The 20,871-nt window shown below is 45.9% G+C and carries 34 protein-coding genes; all 34 read left to right on the forward strand.

The window, feature by feature from the left end; all coding sequences use genetic code 11:
* The first annotated feature begins 296 nt into the window (after positions 1-296).
* On the forward strand, positions 297-710 hold the full coding sequence (gene rpsL / locus DFER_RS21625; RefSeq protein WP_015813784.1) for a 30S ribosomal protein S12: 414 nt from the start codon (positions 297-299) through the stop codon (positions 708-710).
* Between the two features lie 118 nt (positions 711-828).
* Positions 829-1,296 (forward strand): 30S ribosomal protein S7, encoded by a 468-nt coding sequence (gene rpsG / locus DFER_RS21630; protein ID WP_015813785.1) that lies wholly within the window; start codon positions 829-831, stop codon positions 1,294-1,296.
* Between the two features lie 226 nt (positions 1,297-1,522).
* The gene (fusA, locus tag DFER_RS21635) at positions 1,523-3,643 is read left to right on the forward strand and encodes an elongation factor G (protein ID WP_015813786.1); all 2,121 of its coding nucleotides are present in this window, start codon (positions 1,523-1,525) and stop codon (positions 3,641-3,643) included.
* A gap of 132 nt (positions 3,644-3,775) precedes the next feature.
* Positions 3,776-4,081 carry a 30S ribosomal protein S10 gene (gene rpsJ, locus DFER_RS21640; RefSeq protein ID WP_015813787.1) on the forward strand — a complete coding sequence of 102 codons (306 nt, stop codon included), beginning with the start codon at positions 3,776-3,778 and terminating at the stop codon, positions 4,079-4,081.
* A 282-nt stretch (positions 4,082-4,363) separates the two neighbouring features.
* A complete protein-coding gene (gene rplC, locus DFER_RS21645) occupies positions 4,364-4,984 on the forward strand; it encodes a 50S ribosomal protein L3 (RefSeq protein ID WP_015813788.1) in 621 nt (206 codons plus the stop codon).
* A 4-nt stretch (positions 4,985-4,988) separates the two neighbouring features.
* Positions 4,989-5,618: a 50S ribosomal protein L4 gene (gene rplD / locus DFER_RS21650; protein WP_015813789.1), complete on the forward strand. Its 630-nt coding sequence runs from the start codon at positions 4,989-4,991 to the stop codon at positions 5,616-5,618.
* A gap of 2 nt (positions 5,619-5,620) precedes the next feature.
* On the forward strand, positions 5,621-5,908 hold the full coding sequence (rplW, locus tag DFER_RS21655; protein WP_015813790.1) for a 50S ribosomal protein L23: 288 nt from the start codon (positions 5,621-5,623) through the stop codon (positions 5,906-5,908).
* 37 nt (positions 5,909-5,945) lie between these two features.
* On the forward strand, positions 5,946-6,773 hold the full coding sequence (gene rplB, locus DFER_RS21660) for a 50S ribosomal protein L2 (protein WP_015813791.1): 828 nt from the start codon (positions 5,946-5,948) through the stop codon (positions 6,771-6,773).
* Between the two features lie 9 nt (positions 6,774-6,782).
* Positions 6,783-7,061 (forward strand): 30S ribosomal protein S19, encoded by a 279-nt coding sequence (rpsS, locus tag DFER_RS21665; RefSeq protein ID WP_015813792.1) that lies wholly within the window; start codon positions 6,783-6,785, stop codon positions 7,059-7,061.
* 50 nt (positions 7,062-7,111) lie between these two features.
* Positions 7,112-7,486, forward strand: coding sequence for a 50S ribosomal protein L22 (gene rplV / locus DFER_RS21670; RefSeq protein WP_015813793.1), 375 nt, complete (start codon positions 7,112-7,114; stop codon positions 7,484-7,486).
* A gap of 19 nt (positions 7,487-7,505) precedes the next feature.
* Positions 7,506-8,333, forward strand: coding sequence for a 30S ribosomal protein S3 (gene rpsC, locus DFER_RS21675; RefSeq protein WP_015813794.1), 828 nt, complete (start codon positions 7,506-7,508; stop codon positions 8,331-8,333).
* A 44-nt stretch (positions 8,334-8,377) separates the two neighbouring features.
* Positions 8,378-8,806: a 50S ribosomal protein L16 gene (gene rplP, locus DFER_RS21680; protein WP_015813795.1), complete on the forward strand. Its 429-nt coding sequence runs from the start codon at positions 8,378-8,380 to the stop codon at positions 8,804-8,806.
* Positions 8,807-8,842: 36 nt separating this feature from the next.
* Positions 8,843-9,037, forward strand: coding sequence for a 50S ribosomal protein L29 (rpmC, locus tag DFER_RS21685; RefSeq protein WP_015813796.1), 195 nt, complete (start codon positions 8,843-8,845; stop codon positions 9,035-9,037).
* Positions 9,038-9,051: 14 nt separating this feature from the next.
* Positions 9,052-9,315 carry a 30S ribosomal protein S17 gene (gene rpsQ, locus DFER_RS21690; protein WP_015813797.1) on the forward strand — a complete coding sequence of 88 codons (264 nt, stop codon included), beginning with the start codon at positions 9,052-9,054 and terminating at the stop codon, positions 9,313-9,315.
* Between the two features lie 2 nt (positions 9,316-9,317).
* Entirely contained in the window at positions 9,318-9,686 is a 369-nt protein-coding gene (gene rplN / locus DFER_RS21695) for a 50S ribosomal protein L14 (protein WP_015813798.1), read from the forward strand.
* Positions 9,687-9,728: 42 nt separating this feature from the next.
* Positions 9,729-10,070 (forward strand): 50S ribosomal protein L24, encoded by a 342-nt coding sequence (gene rplX, locus DFER_RS21700; protein WP_015813799.1) that lies wholly within the window; start codon positions 9,729-9,731, stop codon positions 10,068-10,070.
* Between the two features lie 73 nt (positions 10,071-10,143).
* Positions 10,144-10,698 (forward strand): 50S ribosomal protein L5, encoded by a 555-nt coding sequence (gene rplE / locus DFER_RS21705; protein ID WP_015813800.1) that lies wholly within the window; start codon positions 10,144-10,146, stop codon positions 10,696-10,698.
* Positions 10,699-10,727: 29 nt separating this feature from the next.
* The gene (rpsN, locus tag DFER_RS29680) at positions 10,728-10,997 is read left to right on the forward strand and encodes a 30S ribosomal protein S14 (RefSeq protein WP_015813801.1); all 270 of its coding nucleotides are present in this window, start codon (positions 10,728-10,730) and stop codon (positions 10,995-10,997) included.
* A gap of 77 nt (positions 10,998-11,074) precedes the next feature.
* Positions 11,075-11,473, forward strand: coding sequence for a 30S ribosomal protein S8 (rpsH, locus tag DFER_RS21710; RefSeq protein WP_015813802.1), 399 nt, complete (start codon positions 11,075-11,077; stop codon positions 11,471-11,473).
* Between the two features lie 21 nt (positions 11,474-11,494).
* Positions 11,495-12,052, forward strand: a complete 558-nt coding sequence (gene rplF, locus DFER_RS21715; RefSeq protein WP_015813803.1) for a 50S ribosomal protein L6 — start codon at positions 11,495-11,497, stop codon at positions 12,050-12,052.
* A 47-nt stretch (positions 12,053-12,099) separates the two neighbouring features.
* Positions 12,100-12,453 carry a 50S ribosomal protein L18 gene (gene rplR / locus DFER_RS21720; protein WP_015813804.1) on the forward strand — a complete coding sequence of 118 codons (354 nt, stop codon included), beginning with the start codon at positions 12,100-12,102 and terminating at the stop codon, positions 12,451-12,453.
* A 14-nt stretch (positions 12,454-12,467) separates the two neighbouring features.
* Positions 12,468-12,983 carry a 30S ribosomal protein S5 gene (rpsE, locus tag DFER_RS21725; protein ID WP_015813805.1) on the forward strand — a complete coding sequence of 172 codons (516 nt, stop codon included), beginning with the start codon at positions 12,468-12,470 and terminating at the stop codon, positions 12,981-12,983.
* Positions 12,984-13,016: 33 nt separating this feature from the next.
* Complete coding sequence (gene rpmD / locus DFER_RS21730; protein ID WP_015813806.1) at positions 13,017-13,196, forward strand: 50S ribosomal protein L30; 180 nt, start codon at positions 13,017-13,019, stop codon at positions 13,194-13,196.
* A 12-nt stretch (positions 13,197-13,208) separates the two neighbouring features.
* Positions 13,209-13,655, forward strand: a complete 447-nt coding sequence (gene rplO / locus DFER_RS21735) for a 50S ribosomal protein L15 (RefSeq protein ID WP_015813807.1) — start codon at positions 13,209-13,211, stop codon at positions 13,653-13,655.
* Between the two features lie 60 nt (positions 13,656-13,715).
* Entirely contained in the window at positions 13,716-15,029 is a 1,314-nt protein-coding gene (secY, locus tag DFER_RS21740; RefSeq protein WP_015813808.1) for a preprotein translocase subunit SecY, read from the forward strand.
* 1 nt (position 15,030) lies between these two features.
* Positions 15,031-15,828, forward strand: a complete 798-nt coding sequence (gene map, locus DFER_RS21745) for a type I methionyl aminopeptidase (protein WP_015813809.1) — start codon at positions 15,031-15,033, stop codon at positions 15,826-15,828.
* A 13-nt stretch (positions 15,829-15,841) separates the two neighbouring features.
* Entirely contained in the window at positions 15,842-16,060 is a 219-nt protein-coding gene (gene infA, locus DFER_RS21750; RefSeq protein ID WP_015813810.1) for a translation initiation factor IF-1, read from the forward strand.
* A 39-nt stretch (positions 16,061-16,099) separates the two neighbouring features.
* Positions 16,100-16,216, forward strand: a complete 117-nt coding sequence (gene ykgO, locus DFER_RS29685; protein WP_015813811.1) for a type B 50S ribosomal protein L36 — start codon at positions 16,100-16,102, stop codon at positions 16,214-16,216.
* A gap of 5 nt (positions 16,217-16,221) precedes the next feature.
* Positions 16,222-16,599, forward strand: a complete 378-nt coding sequence (gene rpsM / locus DFER_RS21755; RefSeq protein WP_015813812.1) for a 30S ribosomal protein S13 — start codon at positions 16,222-16,224, stop codon at positions 16,597-16,599.
* Positions 16,600-16,641: 42 nt separating this feature from the next.
* Complete coding sequence (gene rpsK / locus DFER_RS21760) at positions 16,642-17,037, forward strand: 30S ribosomal protein S11 (protein WP_015813813.1); 396 nt, start codon at positions 16,642-16,644, stop codon at positions 17,035-17,037.
* A gap of 91 nt (positions 17,038-17,128) precedes the next feature.
* Positions 17,129-17,734 carry a 30S ribosomal protein S4 gene (rpsD, locus tag DFER_RS21765; RefSeq protein ID WP_015813814.1) on the forward strand — a complete coding sequence of 202 codons (606 nt, stop codon included), beginning with the start codon at positions 17,129-17,131 and terminating at the stop codon, positions 17,732-17,734.
* Between the two features lie 135 nt (positions 17,735-17,869).
* Complete coding sequence (locus tag DFER_RS21770; protein ID WP_041735400.1) at positions 17,870-18,859, forward strand: DNA-directed RNA polymerase subunit alpha; 990 nt, start codon at positions 17,870-17,872, stop codon at positions 18,857-18,859.
* Positions 18,860-18,931: 72 nt separating this feature from the next.
* On the forward strand, positions 18,932-19,483 hold the full coding sequence (gene rplQ / locus DFER_RS21775; protein WP_015813816.1) for a 50S ribosomal protein L17: 552 nt from the start codon (positions 18,932-18,934) through the stop codon (positions 19,481-19,483).
* 151 nt (positions 19,484-19,634) lie between these two features.
* Entirely contained in the window at positions 19,635-20,741 is a 1,107-nt protein-coding gene (carA, locus tag DFER_RS21780; protein WP_015813817.1) for a glutamine-hydrolyzing carbamoyl-phosphate synthase small subunit, read from the forward strand.
* The last annotated feature ends 130 nt before the right edge of the window (positions 20,742-20,871 follow it).

Raw genomic sequence — 20,871 nt, forward strand, 5'->3', positions numbered from 1 at the left:
TAAAATTCGGGATACTATATAGGAAGAATTTTATTCGAAAAATGAGCATTTCACGATTTATATCTGCATTTGTGCCCCATAACCGCGCATTCGTCCGGAACCCAGCGGTTACTTCCCGACTATTTCCTGACGACTTCCTGACAACACCCGGCCACTAATGGTGCGAAACAGATAAAAAAGTCGTTAACGGTTTGTAAATCAAGGACGGTTTATTACTTTTGCAGTCCGATTTTTCGGGAAAAGTGTTTATATAACAAACGGCCGATTAGTTAATCGTGTCAAAATCAAATTGTTAAATGCCTACTATTTCACAATTAGTCCGTAAAGGTAGAGAGACCATTACATGGAAATCCAAGTCTCCGGCTTTGGATTCATGCCCTCAGCGCAGGGGCGTGTGCACCCGGGTGTACACTACTACGCCTAAGAAGCCAAACTCGGCGCTTCGTAAAGTAGCCCGTGTTCGTCTTTCGAACAACAAAGAGGTGAATGCCTACATCCCAGGTGAAGGCCACAACCTGCAAGAGCACTCGATCGTATTGATCCGCGGTGGTCGTGTGAAGGATTTGCCAGGTGTTCGTTACCACATCATCCGTGGTGCATTGGATACCGCAGGTGTTAACGGACGTAAACAACGTCGTTCCAAATACGGTGCTAAGCGCCCGAAACCAGGACAAGCTCCGGCAGCACCAACAAAAGGTAAGAAAAAATAAAAAGTAACTCTCTCTGCTTTTATTAAGTAATTCAATCTTATAAAAGGGAAGTAATCCTGATCATTACCTCAGGGTGAATAAGTTGCAAAACGAAACCTCGTTAAAAAAACAAGACAAAATGAGAAAGTCGAAACCTAAGAAAAGATATATCCTTCCTGATCCGAAGTTCAGGGACGTACAGGTTACCAAATTCGTTAACAACCTGATGTACGAAGGAAAGAAGAGCATTGCGTTCACTATTTTCTACGATGCATTGGAACTGGTTGAGAAAAAAACCAGCGAAAATGGTCTGGAAACATGGAGAAAAGCATTAAACAACGTGACTCCATCCGTAGAGGTGAAGAGCCGTCGCGTAGGTGGTGCTACTTTCCAGGTTCCTACCGAAGTTCGTCCTGAGCGCAAGCAGTCACTGGGCATGAAATGGTTGATCAACTACTCCCGCAAGCGTGGCGAGAAGACAATGGTTGACCGTCTGGCCGGCGAAATCATCGCTGCTGCGAAAGGTGAAGGTGCTGCTGTGAAGAAGAAAGACGATACGCACCGTATGGCAGATGCCAACAAAGCGTTCTCGCACTTCCGTTTCTAATCAGGAGCGCAGCCATATTTGGTCGGGAATCCGGTTTATCCGGGTTCCCGATTTTTATTTTAGTGGTTTTGAGAAAAATAACTTTCCCTTAATTGTTTTTATAATCAACAATTTATACTTTTGCGCTCTGAATTTTGAAAACCAGCGATTTGCGCTGAGCGAAAAATTCAAAACAGCTTCGCATTGAATTGCACTTTGAATATAAAAAAACACATCACCATCTGTCATGGCACGTGATTTAAGATTAACAAGAAACATAGGTATTGCTGCGCACATTGATGCCGGTAAAACGACTACAACGGAGCGTATCCTTTACTACGCTGGGGTTAGCCACAAAATCGGAGAGGTGCACGATGGTGCTGCTACGATGGACTGGATGGAGCAGGAGCAGGAGCGTGGTATCACTATTACTTCCGCTGCTACGACAGTTAACTGGAACTACCGCAACGAAAAATACCACATCAACATCATCGATACCCCGGGCCACGTGGACTTTACCGTAGAGGTAAACCGTTCACTCCGCGTATTGGATGGTCTTGTGTTCCTTTTCAGTGCAGTAGATGGTGTTGAGCCTCAGTCTGAAACAAACTGGCGCCTTGCTAACAACTATAATGTAGCACGTATCGGTTTCGTGAACAAAATGGACCGTTCGGGTGCTGACTTCCTGAAAGTTTGTACCCAGGTAAAAGAAATGCTGGGCAGCTACGCTGTACCTCTTCAATTGCCTATCGGTGCAGAAGATACTTTCCGTGGTGTGGTTGACCTCGTTAACTTCCGCGGTATCGAGTGGAACGAAGCTGATAAAGGTATGACTTTCACCGAGGTGCCTATTCCTGACGATATGCTGGAAGAAGCTACCGAGTGGAGAGAGAAATTGCTCGAAGCGGTTGCTGAGTTCGACGATACTTTGATGGAGAAATATTTCGAAGATCCTAACTCGATCTCGGAAGACGAAATCCTTGCTGCATTGCGCGCTGCAACTATCAGCATGAAGATCGTTCCAATGGTGTGCGGTTCTTCTTTCAAAAACAAAGGCGTTCAAACCATGCTGGATTACGTGATGGCTATCCTGCCTTCACCACTGGATCGCGAAAACATCGTTGGTACAGACCCACGCACAGGTGCTGAAATCAGCCGTAAGCCTTCTGAATCAGATCCGTTCTGTGCATTGGCATTCAAAATTGCAACTGACCCTTACGTAGGTCGCCTTTGCTTCATCCGTTCTTACTCGGGTGTACTTGAATCAGGTTCATATGTATTGAACAACCGTTCAGGCAACAAAGAGCGTATCTCCCGTATCTTCCAAATGCACGCTAACAAGCAAAATCAGATCGATAAGCTGGAAGCAGGTGATATTGGTGCGGTAGTAGGTTTCAAAGATATCAAGACAGGAGATACCCTTTCAGAAGAGAAATCACCGATTATCCTCGAATCAATGGTGTTCCCAGAGCCGGTAATCGGTTATGCGATCGAGCCTAAGAAAGCGGCTGACAGCGATAACTTCTCGAAAGCGATCACTAAACTGATCGAAGAAGATCCGACTCTTCAAGTTGAATCTAACGAAGAGACCGGTCAGACGATCATTAAAGGTATGGGTGAACTTCACTTGGAGATCATCATCGACCGTATGCGTCGTGAGTTCAAAGTGGAAGTAAACCAGGGTGCTCCTCAGGTTGCTTACAAAGAGATCCTTACCAAGAACTTCGAACACCGCGAGGTTTACAAGAAACAAACGGGTGGTCGTGGTAAATTCGCCGATATCGTATTCGAAATCGGACCACGTGACGATAACGAAGAAGGCAAAGAGCCGAAACAAGGTTTGCAGTTTGTGAACGAAGTTGTGGGTGGTGCTATCCCTCGCGAATTCATCGCTCCTGTACAGAAAGGTTTCGAAGCTGCGATGATCAACGGTGCGCTTGCAGGGTTCCCATTGGATTCGATGAAAGTGCGTTTGTTCCACGGTTCATTCCACGATGTCGATTCAGATTCACTCTCTTTCGAATTGGCTGCCAAGCTTGGTTTCAAAGAAGCTGCGCGTAACGCCGGATCGAAATTGCTTGAACCGATCATGCACGTTGAAGTTCTGACCCCGGACGAGTACACTGGTCCTATCACAGGTGACTTGAACCGTCGTCGCGGTATCATGCGCGGTATGGACACCCGTAACGGTGCGCAGGTTATCAAGGCTGATGTACCTTTGTCTGAATTGTTCGGTTATGTTACTGACCTTCGTACAATGTCATCAGGCCGTGCTACTGCTTCCCTGACATTCGCTTACTACGAAATCGTACCGAATAACATCGCTGAGGGTGTTATCGAGAAAGCGAAAGGTCTCGTTAAAGCTTAATATAAATGAATGCGTTGCAGAAGCGATTCTGCAACGCATTGTTATGATATAGCCTGTGAAGTAAATGGTTCTTTCGCAGGTGTAATTGCCGGGTAACGGCGAGACTTTCTGAACCGGAAACAAACAAATACAATGAATCAAAAGATCCGTATCAAACTTCGGTCATTCGACCACAACTTGGTTGACAAGTCAGCTGAGAAAATTGTAAAGGCAGTAAAGGCAACAGGCGCGGTAGTAAGCGGTCCTATTCCTTTGCCTACAAAGACAGAGAAATTCACTGTTCTTCGTTCGCCGCACGTTAACAAGAAATCGAGAGAGCAGTTCCAGCTTTGTACTTACAAGCGTTTGGTGGATATCTTCTCTACAAGTGCAAAAACAGTAGACGCCCTGATGAAGCTCGAATTGCCCAGCGGTGTTGATGTAGAGATCAAAGTTTAGTAATACCGGCTTATTCAGTTAAGCAACTACATAAATTGGATGAAGGTCCGGGTTCCTCTGGAAACCACATCTGAGCTCAGAAAAGCCTGACAGGCACAGGGTTAACGCCGGAATCAGTCAGCTTCTTCAAAATTGAGGTCAGATGTTCATTCATCTGACCTTTTTTGCTGATTATCAGCGAGAAATATTTTTAGGCTGTTAGGATATAAAATTCGTTTTTTCTACCTTTGCAGTCCGTTTTAAAGAATAAGGGTTTTTACCTGCTAAATTTAAATTTCAAACATGTCTGGTTTAATTGGTAAAAAAATCGGAATGACTAGTTTGTACAATGCTGACGGGCAGGCTCTGGCATGTACTGTGATCCAAGCTGGTCCTTGTGTTGTTACACAAGTTAGGTCCGAAGAAAAGGATGGCTACAAGGCTATCCAGTTAGGTTTTGGTGAGAAGAAAGAAAAGAACACCTCCCAGCCTCTGATTGGCCACTTCAAGAAAGCCAACACGACTCCCAAGCAAAAATTGGTTGAGTTCAAGGAATTCGAAGTGGAACATGAACTTGGAACTTCACTGTCCGTTCAGGACATCTTTGAAGAAGGCGAGTTTGTTGACGTAGTAGGATCTGCCAAAGGTCGTGGTTTCCAAGGTGTTGTAAAACGTCACGGATTCGGCGGGGTAGGTGGTCAAACTCACGGTCAGCACAACAGGGCCCGTCACCCAGGTTCGATTGGTGCTTGTTCATTCCCATCACGCGTATTCAAAGGTATCCGTATGGGTGGACGCATGGGTAACAATCGTGTAAAGATTCAGAATTTGCGTATTCTGAAAGTGATACCTGAGCAGAACATTCTCGTTGTGAGTGGCTCAGTACCGGGTTCAAAGAATTCATTTCTAATCATTGAGAAGTAGTACGATGGAACTGTCCGTATTAAATATAAAAGGAGAAGATACCGGCAAGAAGGTAACTGTGTCAGAGGAAGTATTCGGCATTGAACCTAGCACGCACGCGATCTATCTCGATGTGAAGCTTTACCTGGCTAACCAGCGTCAGGGAACGCACAAATCAAAAGAACGTGCAGAGGTAAGTCACTCTACACGCAAAATCAAACGCCAAAAAGGAACCGGTGGAGCTCGTGCAGGTAGCATTAAGTCTCCAGTGTTCGTAGGTGGTGGTCGTATTTTCGGTCCACGTCCCCGCACATACGGTTTCAAACTGAACAAGAAAGTAAAAGCTTTGGCTCGCCGTTCGGCACTTTCTGTGAAGGCGCAAGCTAACGCCGTTTCGGTTTTGGAAGCATTCACTTTCGATGCACCTAAAACGAAGTCTTACCTGAATGTTTTGAATTCCCTTTCACTGGCGAACACCAAAACATTATTGATCCTTCCTGAGATCGATAACAATGTATACCTGTCGAGCCGTAACATCCCGAAAGCGAAAGTTACTACTGTTGACTCGGTAAATACATACGACCTGATGAATGCAGACCGTCTTCTGATAAGTGAATCTGCGATTTCTATTTTGGAAACCCAATTGAACAAATAACAATGAGTGTACTGAAACGTCCGATTATTACTGAAAAGGTAACGGCTCAGGGTGGTCAAGGTAAATACGCTTTCGAAGTCTCCCTTACTGCAAACAAGGTAGAGATCAAGAAAGCTGTTGAGAAACTGTTCGGGGTTACCGTAGAAAGCGTTCATACCATGCGCAGCATTGGTAAAAGCAAATCCCGCACATCGGGAGGTAAGTTTGTCACTGGAAAAACGTCAACGATCAAAAAGGCGATCATCACAGTAGCCGAAGGCGAAGCGATCGATATCTACGGAGAAGCCTAGTTGAACGATTTCAAATCATTAGACGAGTTAATAGCAAATGGCAGTTAAAAAATTAAAACCTACAAGTGCTGGTCAGCGTTTCCGCTCGGCTCCTACATTCGAGGAGATCACCGCGTCGAAGCCTGAGAAGAGTCTTCTGGAACCCATCAAAAGAACAGGTGGTCGTAACAGCCAGGGACATCGTACCATGCGATATATTGGTGGCGGTCACAAAAGAAAATACCGCGTTATCGACTTCAAAAGAAATCGTTTCGACGCTCCCGCTACTGTCCTTACGATCGAATACGATCCAAACCGCTCAGCGCGTATCGCCCTGATCCAGTTTGAGGACGAAGAAAAACGTTACATCATCGCTCCGAACGGCCTGAAAGTTGGACAAGTTATCGTGTCTGGCAATTCAGTAGCTCCTGAGGTTGGAAATGCCCTTCCATTGGGATCTATGCCTGTCGGTACGATCGTTCACAATATCGAATTGACTCCTGGTAAAGGTGGTCAGTTTGCAAGAAGCGCCGGCGCTTATGCTCAGCTGGTAGCGAGAGAAGGCGGTAAGTACGCAGTATTGAAAATGCCATCAGGCGAAATGCGTATGGTACTTGCAACTTGTATCGCAACCGTTGGAGTTGTTTCCAATGCTAGCCACATGAACGTTTCGCTTGGAAAAGCGGGCCGCAGAAGATGGTTGGGACGTCGTCCACGCGTACGTGGTGTTGCTATGAACCCTGTTGATCACCCGATGGGTGGTGGTGAGGGCCGTTCGTCAGGAGGTCAGCCTCGTTCTAGAAATGGTCAGTTCGCGAAAGGTCTCAAGACACGTAACCGCAACAAGCATTCTGAGAAATTGATTATCAGCCGTCGTAAAAAATAAGCAGTAAACATGGCACGCTCATTAAAAAAAGGACCATATATCGACTTCCGTCTCGAAGCAAAAGTTGAAACGATGAACAACTCATCGCGTAAATCTGTCATCAAGACCTGGTCGCGGCGCTCAATGATTTCGCCTGATTTTATCGGGCACACATTTGCAGTTCACAACGGGAACAAGTTCATTCCGGTTTACGTGACTGAAAACATGGTAGGACACAAACTGGGCGAGTTCTCTCCAACCCGTAACTTCCGTGGCCACACCGCAAAAAAAGATAAAGGAAGAAAATAATTTGTCGACGTAGCTGGTCCTAACGGACGAGCCGATATCTGAAAAGAAACATGGAAGCAAGAGCTATATTAAAAGACGTGCCTACCTCTCCTCGCAAGATGAGATTGGTGGCCGACATGATTCGCGGACAGAAGGTCAGCAAAGCGTTGGCACTTTTGAAATTCCAACCGAGAGCTTCATCGCCGGTTTTGCACAAAGTTCTTCTTTCTGCCGTTGCCAACTGGCAGCAACAGAATGAGGGATCGAAACTGGAAGACGCCGACCTGATCGTTAAAACCGTTTTCATCGACGGTGGACGCATGTTGAAGCGTTTGCGCCCTGCACCGCAAGGACGGGCACACAGAATCCGTAAGCGTTCCAACCACATCACTATCGTGGTAGACGACGCATCGGTGTCAGTAAATGAAGCATCAATCGAATCATAAGTAAAACGATCTATTTCGAATGGGACAAAAGGTTAATCCGATAGGTCTAAGACTAGGAATTGTTAGAGGATGGGAATCTAGCTGGTACGGAGGAAAAGACTTCTCTGACAAACTGGTTGAAGACGAGAAAATCCGTAACTACATCAAAGCACGTATCCCGAAAGGATCGATTTCAAAAGTAGTTATTGAACGTACATTGAAGCGCATCACATTGACGATCCACACTGCCCGTCCGGGTATTGTGATCGGAAAAGGTGGTAGCGAAGTTGATAAAATCAAAGAAGAGCTTAAAAAGATTACAGGCAAGGATGTTCAGATCAACATCTACGAAATCAAACGTCCTGAAATCGATGCGAAACTGGTAGGCGAAGCGATCGCTCAGCAATTGCAGGCTCGTATTTCTTACCGTCGTGCGATGAAGCAATCGATCGCTTCTGCAATGCGTGTAGGAACACAAGGAATCAAAATTCGTTTGGCAGGTCGTCTGGGTGGTGCTGAAATGGCCCGTACAGAAGAATACAAAGAAGGACGTATTCCTTTGCATACATTGAGAGCGGACATCGATTACGCTATCTCCGAAGCACAAACTATCTACGGTAAGATCGGTATTAAAGTATGGATCTTCAAAGGTGAATTGTACGGAAAGCGTGACCTGACTCCAAGCGCAGCTACTGCGGCATCCGACAGGGCTGAAAGAAGCGCACAAGGCGGCGAACGTGGTGGTAACGATCGCGGCGGACGTGGCGACAGAAGAGGCGGCCGTGACAGAAACGACGGAGCTCCTCGCGGAGAAGGTGGTGGCGGTGATGCAGATCGTCGCAAACGCAACAAGAACAAGAAGAAGTAATCAGATACTTTCCGGTACCACACCGGTTCAAATAGATTAGAATCATGTTACAGCCGAAAAGGACAAAATTTCGCAAACAACAGAAGAACAAAGGTTCGCACCGTGGTCTGGCGACCCGCGGACATGAGATCGCTTTTGGATCGTTTGCAATAAAAGCACTGGAACCAGGTTGGTTGACTGCTCGTCAAATCGAAGCAGCACGTATCTCGGTAACCCGTGCAATGAAACGCGAAGGTCAGGTATGGATCCGTGTATTCCCTGACAAACCGATTACCAAAAAACCTGCTGAGGTTCGTATGGGTAAAGGTAAAGGTGCCCCTGAATATTGGGTAGCTCCTGTTAAGCCTGGAACTATCATTTTCGAAGCGACTGGTGTAGCGCTGGATACTGCAAACGAAGCATTGCGTTTGGCTGCACAAAAGTTGCCAATTAAGACAAGGTTCGTCGTACGCCGGGATTATCAGGAAGCATAAGCCGAACGTATTAAGAACCGCTAATTATCAAAAGCAATGACTAGTAAAGAAATAAAGAATCTGTCGCAGGATCAGCTCAAAGAGCAGATCGCCCAAGAGAGAGAGCGCTTACTCCGGTTGAAATTTGCGCATGCTATTTCTCCAATCGAGAACCCTCTGCGTATTCGCGCCTCACGTAAGGAAATTGCAAGACTCTTAACCGAGCTGTCGGCTAAATCTAACCAACAGTAAACAGTTTAGAAATTATGGAGGCAACAGTAAGAAATTTACGTAAAGAGAGAATTGGCAAAGTGGTGAGCAACAAAATGGACAAGTCCTGCGTGATCACCGTAGTGCGTAAAGTGAAGCACGAGAAGTATGGTAAGTTTATGACTAAAACTACCAAACTGATGGTTCACGACGAAACAAACCAGGTTGGTATCGGCGATACTATCCGTGTAATGGAAACTCGTCCGCTTAGCAAAAACAAGCGTTGGAGATTAGTAGAAATCCTTGAAAGAGCGAAGTAATCATGGTACAACAAGAATCAAGACTGTCAGTAGCCGATAACAGTGGCGCGAAAGAAGTACTCGTAATCCGGGTATTGGGCGGAACTGGAAAGCGTTATGCTTCGGTGGGCGATAAGATCGTCGTGACGGTGAAATCCGCTCTGTCTTCGAGCAACATGAAAAAAGGAACGGTTTCCAAAGCCGTGGTTGTACGTACTAAAAAAGAGGTACGTCGCAAAGATGGAACTTACATCCGGTTTGAAGATAATGCGGCAGTTTTATTGAACAACAATGACGAACCACGTGGTTCACGTATTTTCGGACCAGTTGCCCGCGAGTTGCGCGAGAAGCAGTTCATGAAAATCGTATCACTGGCACCAGAAGTGTTGTAAGAAACATCAGTATTTCTTTAAACTGTTAAGAAGAATACCTCAATGGAAAGTACAAATAAAAAAGCACCGGCAAAATTGCACGTTCGCAAGGGTGATACCGTGAAAGTGATTTCAGGTAACGCAAAAGGCGAAACAGGCGTGATCACCAAGGTGCTTGTAGAAAAACAGAGAGCAACCGTGGAAGGTGTGAATATGATCACCAAGCACATTAAGCCAAATGCGCAAAATCCACAAGGAAGCATCGAAAAACGCGAAGGCGCGATTCACATCAGTAACCTGATGGTGGTAGATCCTAAAACAGGTGAAGCTTCAAGAACCGGCCGTAAAGCGAATGACAAAGGAAAACTGCAACGCTTCTCGAAAAAATCCGGAAACTTATTGTAATCCGGATTTGCCGAAAGCAGTTCAATTTTTATAAAAGCGCGTGGGTCGGCAATCCACATAATCACTTTCAAACATGGCAACGCCTAGATTAAAAGAGAAGTACGTAAGCGAAATCGTTTCGCAATTGAAGGGGAAATTCCAGTACAAATCAAGCATGCAGGTTCCCCGCCTGACAAAGATTGTTATCAACAAAGGTATCGGAGCTGCTGTGGCAGACAAGAAGCTTGTTGACACCGGTGTGGAAGAGTTGAGCCTGATCACAGGACAGAAAGCGATCGCTACTGTTTCTAAGAAGGCGGTCTCTAACTTTAAGTTGCGTGAGAACATGCCTATCGGAGCAAAAGTAACGCTTCGTGGTGACAAGATGTACGAATTCCTTGACCGCCTTACTACCATTGCAATGCCGCGTGTACGTGACTTCAAAGGTATCAGCGACAAAGGGTTCGATGGACGTGGAAATTATACGTTCGGTGTGAAAGAACAGATCATTTTCCCTGAGATCAGCATCGAAAAAGTGGCGAAAATCACTGGTATGGATATCACTTTCGTGACCTCTACCAACTCTGACGAAGAGAGCTACGAATTGCTGAAAGCATTGGGAATGCCTTTCACCAACGCGAATAAATAAGAAAATACTACTAAGATTATTTACCGACAATGGCAAAAGAATCAGTAAAAGCACGGGAGAGAAAAAGACAAGCGCTAGTAGAGCGCTACGCTGAAAAACGTAGCAAGTTGAAAGCTGCCGGTGACTGGGTTGGTCTTGACAAGTTACCACGTAACTCTTCTCCTGTACGCCTGCACAACCGGTGCAAAATCACCGGAAGACCTCGCGGTTATATGCGTAAATTCGGAATTTCCCGGGTACTCTTCCGCGATATGGCGTCAGATGGAAAAATTCCAGGAGTTACAAAATCAAGTTGGTAAGAATACTTTCAATTCTGATTTCAATTACTTAACTTTGCACTCCCGTTCAAAAGGGGGTGTTTAAACTTGGCATAAACATGTTAACGGATCCCATAGCAGACTATCTGACGAGACTCAGAAACGCTATCAAAGCGAAGCACCGGGTTGTTGAGATACCTGCATCCAACATAAAAAAAGAGATTACAAAGGTACTTTTTGACAAGGGGTACATTCAAAGTTATAAATTCGACGAGGCTGGTCCTCAGGGAGTTATCAAGATCGCTTTGAAATACAATCCTGTGACAAAGCAATCTGCAATTGTGAAATTGGAGAGGGTTAGTAAGCCTGGACTACGTAAATATTCAGGTTCATCAACACTGCCACGTGTATTGGGCGGCTTAGGAACAGTGATCATCTCTACATCGAAAGGTGTAATGACAGATAAAGAAGCTAAGACACTGAATGTGGGTGGTGAAGTGTTATGTTTCGTGTATTAATATTTAAAAGTTATTCAGGAAATGTCACGAATAGGAAATAAAGTTATCACGTTGCCGGCGGGAGTATCCGTATCGGTTGCAGACGATAACGTAGTATCTGTAAAAGGCCCGAAAGGCACACTTACCCAGGCTGTCGACAGCGATATTACTGTTGAAGTTGAAGGTAGCGAGCTGAAAGTAAAGCGCCCTACAGAGCAAAAGCGTCACAAAGCATTGCACGGCCTTTACCGTTCCCTGTTGAACAACATGGTAATCGGTGTAGGCGAAGGTTACAAGCGTGAGCTTGAAATTATCGGGGTAGGTTACAAGGCGAGCTCGGCGAACAATGTTCTCGAACTTCAATTGGGTTACTCGCACAACATCTTCATGGCGATCCCCGAAGAGATCAAAGTGGTGACGACCTCAGAAAAAGGTCAGAACCCTAAGGTGATCCTGGAAGGTATCGACAAAGAACTGATTGGTGCAGTAGCGGCGAAAATCAAATCCCTCCGCAAAGTTGAGCCTTACAAAGGAAAAGGTATCCGTTTTGTTGGTGAAGTGGTCCGTCGTAAGGCAGGTAAGTCTGCTTCTAAGAAATAGTGCGTAGCCACCGATCAATGTTATAAACAAGTAAGATAAGATTTAAGATGGCTAACGCAAAAGCAGATAGAAGAACACGCCTGAAACTTCACATCCGTAAGCGGGTGAAGGGAAGCGCAGAACGCCCGAGACTGTCAGTCTTCCGTTCGAACACAAGCATATATGCACAGATTATCGACGACGTGAAGGGGATTACCCTTGCAAGCGCATCTTCGGTAGATCTGGGAGGCAGAAAAGAAAACACTAACGTGGAAGTAGCTGCCCAGGTAGGTAAAAAGATCGCTGAAAAGGCGCAGGAAGCAGGTATCCAGGCAGTAGTTTTCGACCGCAACGGATATTTGTACCACGGTAAGGTAAAAGCATTGGCCGACGGAGCTCGTGAGGGTGGCCTGAAATTCTAAGTATAACAAAGACTATGTCTACAAATACAAGACCTTCAAAGGTTAACGAATCAGACCTGAAAGAGCGCGTTGTAGCGATCAACCGGGTGGCAAAAGTAGTAAAAGGTGGTCGTCGTTTCTCCTTCTCTGCCATCGTGGTAGTAGGAGACGGAAACGGAGTTGTAGGTTACGGATTGGGCAAAGCCAACGAAGTAACTGACGCGATCGCCAAAGGAATTGACGATGCTAAGAAAAACCTGATCCAAATTCCGATGCTTAAACATACCGTTCCTCACGAAATGGAAGGTAAGTTCAGCGGTGGTTTCGTTCTGATCAAGCCGGCTGCTCCTGGTACGGGAGTACTGGCAGGTGGCCCGATGCGTGCGGTATTGGAAAGTGCAGGTATCAAAGACGTACTTGCGAAATCCAAAGGTTCATCGAACCCGCACAACGTTATCAAGGCTACAATTGACGCTCTTTTGAAAATGAGAGCTCCGCATCAGGTTGCTTTCCAACGCAGCGTTAAATTGGAAAAAGTATTCAACGGATAATCCTTCGGGATTATCCTCAATCTGAGAGTAATCATGTCAAAAGTACGTATTACACAAGTTAAGAGCACAATTGACCGCCCTGAGAAGCAAAAGCTGACGATCAAAGCGTTGGGTCTTGGTAAACTGAACCGGTCTGTTGAGAAAGAAAACAGCGATGCCATCGCGGGAATGATCCGCAAGGTAAGCCACTTGGTTAAAGTTGAAGAAATTTAATATACGAATAGTATGAATTTAAGTTCATTAAAACCGGCTGCTGGTTCCGTTAAGGTAGGAAAGCGGGTTGGACGTGGTCAGGGTTCCGGAAAAGGAGGCACTGCTGCACGTGGACACAAAGGAGCGCAATCGCGTTCAGGTTACAGCCGTAAGCTGGGCTTCGAAGGTGGTCAGATGCCTCTTCAAAGACGTTTGCCGAAATTCGGTTTCAATAACATCAACCGCGTTGAATACAAGGCGTTGAACCTGGATGCAATCCAGGCATTGGTTGAAAAAACCGGAGCTGCGGTAGTAACGTTGGATCTGATTCGTGAAAATGGTCTCAGCGCGAAGAATGACTTGGTTAAGATCCTTAACCGTGGTGAAATCACTTCTGCGGTTGAAGTTCAGGCTCATGGGTTTTCTGCTTCGGCTATCGAGTCGATCGAGAAGGCAGGCGGTAAAGCAGTTAAATTGTAATTTAGCTGCGATACCCGACAGAATTTGTTTACTTTGAACAGAGTGTTGTAAGCCCAGAAGATGAAACGATTTTTAGAGACTATTAAACACATATTTGCGATTGAGGAGTTGAGAACACGTATTCTCAACACTCTTTTGTTTATAACGATCTTCCGGTTGGGGTCTTACGTTGCGTTGCCAGGTGTTGAGCCTGATCAAATGAATGTATCCTCCGCAGGATTGTTGGGGTTGCTCGATACTTTCTTAGGTGGCGCTTTTAGCAAAGCGTCCATTTTTGCGTTGGGTATCATGCCTTACATTTCTGCTTCCATTGCAATCCAGCTTCTGACCATGGCATTGCCGTATTTCCAGAAGATGCAGAAGGAGGGAGAATCAGGACGTAAGAAACTGAACCAAATTACCCGGGTTCTGACTATCGTTGTTACACTTGTTCAAGGTACTGCTTATTTGAATACGACTGTACCTGACGAGGCTCTTCTGGTTTCCAGAAGCATGTTCACCATCTCGTCTGTATTCGTATTGACGGCTGGTACAATGTTCTGTATGTGGCTTGGTGAAAGAATCACAGACAAGGGTATTGGTAACGGTATTTCGATGCTGATCATGATCGGTATCGTTTCGCGTTTCCCTGGTGCGATCTACAAAGAGTTCGTATCAAGAGGCAGCGGCCAGATTCTGTTGTTCGTATTGGAAATCGTTGCCCTCTACTTTGTAATTATGGGCGCGGTAATGTTGACCCAGGCTGTTCGCCGTATTCCTATCCAATATGCCAAGCAGGTGGTAGGTAACCGCGTAATGGGTGGTCAGCGCCAGTATTTGCCATTGAAATTGAATGCAGCAGGTGTGATGCCGATCATTTTCGCTCAGGCTTTGATGTTTATTCCTTCACTGGGAGCATCTTACTTCGCCGAAAAAAGTGATTTTGCCAGCAACGTAGCAACGATTTTCGCTAACTACACGACCTGGCAATATAACCTCCTGTTCGCAGTATTGATTATTGTATTTACGTTCTTCTACACCGCGATTTCGGTGAATCCTCAGCAAATTGCTGATGACATGAAGCGCGGCGGCGGATTTATCCCGGGTGTGAAACCAGGTCAGCAGACATCTGAATATATCAGCTCTGTGCTTGACCGTATCACCTTCCCAGGCGCGTTGATGCTCGCAGTAGTTGCTACTCTGCCTGCATTCGCAAGCCTTCTGGGTATCTCGACCGACTTTGCTCACTTCTTCGGAGGAACTTCATTGCTGATCATGGTAGGTGTGGTTCTGGATACTTTGCAACAAGTTGAAAGCTACTTGCTCATGCGTCGCTATGAAGGTCTGATGAAGTCGGGACGTGTAAAAGGACGCACCGAGAGCGTAGCAATCTGAAATGATTTATCTTAAAACAGAAGAGGAAATCAACCTGATAAAGGTTAGTGCTCAACTGCTCGGCAAGGCACATGCGGAAGTCGCTACCTGGGTAAAACCGGGTGTTACAACCGGAAAGTTGGATGCGGTTGCTGAGGAATATATCAGAGATAACGGTGGAATCCCTTCATTCAAGGGATTCAACAAATTTCCGGCCTCTCTTTGTATATCGGTCAATGAAGTAGTAGTCCACGGGATTCCCGGGGGCTACGTGCTAAAAGAGGGGGACATCGTTTCCATCGACTGCGGGGTTAAGCTGAATGGCTATCATAGTGACAGCGCGTACACTTACCCGGTGGGAGAGGTTTCCAAAGAGGTGATGAACCTCTTAACCGCAACCAAAAAATCCCTGTACAAGGGAATTGAGCAAGCGGTGGATGGCCTTCGGATCGGCGATATCGGCCACGCGGTTCAGAGTTATGTTGAAGACCGTGGCTATACAGTCGTGAGAGAGTTGGTAGGACATGGAGTAGGCAGGGATCTGCACGAAGCTCCGGAAGTACCCAACTACGGTAAAAGAGGCAAAGGAATACGATTGAGAGAAGGCATGGTTTTGGCTATCGAGCCGATGATCAACCTTGGAACGAAAGCAGTAGTGCAGGAGCGCGACGGCTGGACAATCCGGACCAACGACAGAAAGTATTCCGCGCATTTCGAACATACCGTGGTAGTGAGAAAAGGAAAGGCCGAAATTCTGACCACATTCGATTACATTGAAAAAGTGACGGCCAACACCAGCCTTATGGTTGAAGTACAGTAACAGAAAGCTACGAATGGCAAAACAAGCATCAATCGAACAAGACGGAGTAATTCTCGAAGCATTGTCAAACGCAATGTTTCGTGTTGTATTAGAGAATAAGCATGAAGTGATAGCGCATATCTCTGGTAAAATGAGAATGCACTATATCAAAATATTGCCGGGTGACAGAGTAAAGCTGGAAATGTCTCCTTACGACCTATCGAAAGCCCGGATTACATATCGTTACAAGTAAGGGGATTGATTACCTTAAATTAACACTTAGTTTAATCAGATGAAAGTCAAAGCATCAGTAAAGAAACGCAGCGAAGACTGCAAGGTTATCCGCCGGAAGGGTAAAGTGTACGTTATTAACAAGAAGAACCCACGGTATAAACAAAGACAAGGATAATAATTATGGCACGTATTGCAGGAGTAGACATTCCAGATCGCAAAAGAGGCGAAATCTCATTGACTTATATTTTCGGGATCGGCCGTAGCTCGGCTAAGAAAATCCTCGAAAAGGCAGGTGTTGATTTGAATAAAAAGGTGATCGACTGGACCGACGACGAGTCTGGTGCGATCCGTGGGGTTATTGCTGGGGAATACAAAGTAGAAGGCGCTCTTAAGTCTGAAGTTCAGTTGAGCATTAAGCGTCTTATGGATATCGCTTGTTATCGTGGCCTCCGTCACCGTAAAGGATTGCCTTTGCGTGGTCAGAGAACGAAAAACAACTCACGTACTCGTAAGGGTAAACGCAAAACTATCGCGAACAAGAAAAAGGCTACTAAATAATAAAATGAGCGGTGGAGCGATCCACAACTTATTCCAACAGCAATGGCACAGAATAAAAGAAAAGATAAAGCTAAAAAGAGAGTGGTGGTTGTGGAGCCTGTTGGTCAGGTTCACATCAAAGCTTCTTTCAATAATATCATCATCTCAATTACCAACAGCAACGGACAAGTTATCTCTTGGGGTTCTGCCGGTAAAATGGGATTCCGTGGTTCTAAGAAGAACACTCCATACGCAGCACAAACTGCTGCTCAGAGCGCTGCACAAGTTGCGTTCGACCTCGGAATGCGTAAAGCTGAGGTTTTTGTGAAAGGACCAGGATCAGGCCGTGAGTCTGCGATCCGCACGATCCAGAATGCAGGTATCGAAGTGACCACTATCCGTGACATCACTCCGCTTCCGCACAACGGATGCCGTCCTCCAAAACGTCGTAGAGTATAGTAATAGTTAGTACCGAAAGGTACCCATTCGTAATTTGGACACTGGGGTTACAGAATGGTATTTATCAATTTTTAGTTAACAAATAGTTTTAATGGCACGTTATACAGGTCCCAAAACCAAAGTCGCAAGACGTTACGGAGAGCCCATCATGGGCCCAAGCAAAGCGCTTGCAAAGAAAAATTACCCTCCCGGAATGCACGGAAAGGGTCGTCGGTCAAAGAAGTCGGAGTACGCTCTGCAATTGGCTGAGAAACAAAAAGTGAAGTTCATCTACGGCATCCTCGAAAGACAATTCCGTAGCTTGTTTGAGAAAGCTTCGGTTAAAGCTGGTCTTACCGGTGAAAACCTTTTGAGATACTGCGAAGCTCGTCTTGATAACACAGTTTACCGTTTGGGTATCGCTCCTACGCGTCGTGCTGCTCGTCAGCTCGTTTCGCACAAGCACATCCTTGTTGACGGTGAGATCGTGAACATCCCTTCTTATTCATTGCGTCCAGGCCAGGTAGTTACCGTTCGTGAGAAATCAAAATCTCTCGAAGCCGTAACCGACAGCCTTGCAGGACATAGTTCAAAAGGTTTCAGCTGGTTGGAATGGAACGGTCAGGAATTGTCTGGCAAGTTCATTTCTTACCCAGACCGTGAGTCAATTCCAGAAAACATCAACGAGCAGTTGATCGTTGAATTGTATTCTAAATAATAATCTTCATATTACATGCACTCCCCGGATATCCGGGGTAGTGCTTTTTTTGCTGGTAACAGCGCAATTTTTGCGATCGCAAAGGTAAGGTAGCGTGATCAACTATCATTTACTACTATAAAAGGAGCAAGGACTATGTCAATATTAGCTTTCCAAATGCCTGATAAGGTCGTCATGGAGAAAGCAGACGACTTTCACGGGTTGTTTGAGTTTAAGCCTTTAGAGAAAGGATACGGCGTAACCATTGGTAATGCGTTGCGTAGGATTCTCCTTTCATCTTTGGAAGGCTATGCCATCACGAGTGTGAAGTTCCCAGGCGTGCTTCACGAATTTTCTTCTATCGAAGGTATAGTTGAGGATGTTACGGAAATCATCCTGAACCTTAAAATGGTTCGTTTTAAAAAAGTTTCTGACCTGAGTGAGAGTAGGATCGTAGTAAACCTGAAAAATGTTTCCGTCATCACTGCCGGTGACATTGGCAAGTTTACAAGCGCATTTGAGGTTTTGAACCCAGATCAGGTCATTTGCCATATAGATGATCAGAAGGAGTTCGAAATGGAACTTCTCCTGGATAAAGGCAGAGGCTACGTGCCTGCAGACGAACCACGGGCTAATGAGCTTCCGTTCGGCTACATCGCGGTAGACTCGATTTATACGCCTATCAAAAATGTGAAATACAGCGTTGAAAACACGCGTGTGGAACAGCGTACCGACTACGAACGTCTTTTGATCGACATCCAAACCGATGGTTCAATCCACCCGGAAGATGCATTGAAAGGCGCTGCCAATATTCTGATCCAACACTTCATGCTGTTCTCCGACCAAACTATGACGTTTGAGAAGCAGAAGGCGGAGGAAGACAATCAGGTTGATGAGGAAATGCTGCGTATGAGAAAACTGTTGAAGACTTCATTGTCTGAACTGGATCTTTCAGTACGCGCTTACAACTGTTTGAAATCTGCGGATGTGAAAACTTTGGGTGACCTGGTAAGACTGGAAATTTCTGATATGATGAAATTCCGGAACTTCGGTAAAAAGTCACTCACCGAGTTGGAACAACTCGTAGCCGACAAGCAGCTCACATTTGGAATGGACGTGTCGAAGTACCGTCTGGACGAGGATTAATTAAATTCCATCATAAGTATGTATTCTGTAGCGCGCTGACCGCGCCGCTCGAAGCAACTAAACAACAAAACAATGAGACACGGTAAAAAGGACAATCACTTGGGAAGAACCGCATCACACCGCAAGGCGATGCTTTCAAATATGGCTTCCTCATTGATCCTTCACAAAAGAATTGAAACAACCCTGGCTAAGGCAAAAGAGCTTCGCAAGTTCGTTGAGCCTCTGCTGACTCGTGCGAAAGAAGATACTACCCACAACAGAAGGGTAGCATTCTCTTACCTGAACGACAAAGAATCTACGAAAGAACTTTTCGGTGTCGTTTCAGACAAAATCGCATCTCGTCCGGGTGGTTACACTCGTATTATCAAGTTGGGTAACCGTTTGGGTGACGCGGCTGAAACTGCATTGATCGAGCTGGTTGATTTCAACGATGCACTGTTGCTTGCCAATGCCGACAAACCTGCTAAGACTCGTCGCAGCAGAAGAGGTGGTAAGAAAGAAGGAGCTGTTGAAGCTGCTCCTGTAAAGAAAGAAGATCATCCGATCGTAGCGGAAACTGAGGCTCCTGCTGAAGAGGAAGCTCCGAAAACAGAAGAGACACCAGGCGAAACTGAAAAGGAATAGTTTTGGTAATCGGAAATAGAAATATAGGAAAAGGGTTGAACGGTTTCGTTTAACCCTTTTTTATGAGTGAAAAATTGTATTTTTGCACCAAAATTGATCCGGTAGTCTCAAAAACATATAAAATCGCCGGGAAACAGATTTAAACCATAATATGAATCAGAAAAAGGAAGCTCTGTTGTTGCTAGAAGACGGAACAGCATACAAAGGACTCGCTTTGGGTAAAAGTGGAACCACCGGTGGCGAAATTTGCTTTAATACGGGCATGACCGGCTACCAGGAGATTTACACAGACCCTTCCTATTACGGTCAGATTATCGTGAATACCAACTCGCACATCGGTAACTACGGCGTGCAGCTGGAAGACGAGGAGGAATCTGGCTCGGTTAAGATCCGCGGGATGGTTTGTAACACATTCTCACAGATCTACTCGCGTGACACCGCTGATTTCTCTCTGCAAGAGTATTTCGAACGTGCCAACATCGTTGGCATCAGCAATGTGGACACACGTCACCTCGTGCGCCACGTACGCGAGAAAGGTGTGATGAACGCCATCATCTCTTCCGAGATCCTCGACGAAGTGGAACTCATGAAAGAGTTGAAGAAAATCCCTTCCATGGACGGATTGGAGCTTTCTTCGGAGGTGACGACCGAGGAGCCTTACTACATGGGCGACGAGGCCACTGCGAAATGGCGCGTTGCGGTAATGGATTATGGTATCAAGAAAAGCATTCTGCTTAACCTGACTTCAAGAGGCTGCTACTGCAAGGTTTTCCCTGCGAAAACACCTTACGAAGAGGTGCTGGAATGGAAACCCGACGGCTTCTTCATCTCGAATGGCCCCGGCGACCCTTCGGCCATGGAGTATGCGGTTGAAAACGTAACGCAGATGGTGGAAACAGCGAAGCCGCTCTTCGGAATCTGCCTCGGTCACCAGTTGCTGGCACTTTCAAGCGGCATTACTACTTATAAAATGCACCACGGCCACCGCGGTTTGAACCACCCGGTGAAAAACCTGATCACAGGACTTTGCGAAATCACTTCGCAGAACCATGGTTTCGCAGTGAAGCCGGATGAGATCGAAAGCCACCCGGACATCGAGGTGACGCACATTAACCTGAACGATAAGACGATCGAAGGTATCCGCAGAAAGGACTATCCTGCGTTCTCGGTGCAATACCACCCGGAAGCGTCGCCAGGTCCGCACGACTCACGTTACCTGTTCGACGAGTTTATCAAATTGCTAAGCGAAGCGAAGTAAGAATACATTAAATCCCTCTGCCTGAGCGCGGAGGGATTTTCTTTTGATACGGCTTAACGCATTCTTCATCCACCGAAAATCGTCCGGAGTCTATGGATGACGATTTTTTTTGCGTTATTTTGTATCGTTA

This window comes from Dyadobacter fermentans DSM 18053, from assembly GCF_000023125.1.
Lineage (GTDB): Bacteria > Bacteroidota > Bacteroidia > Cytophagales > Spirosomataceae > Dyadobacter > Dyadobacter fermentans.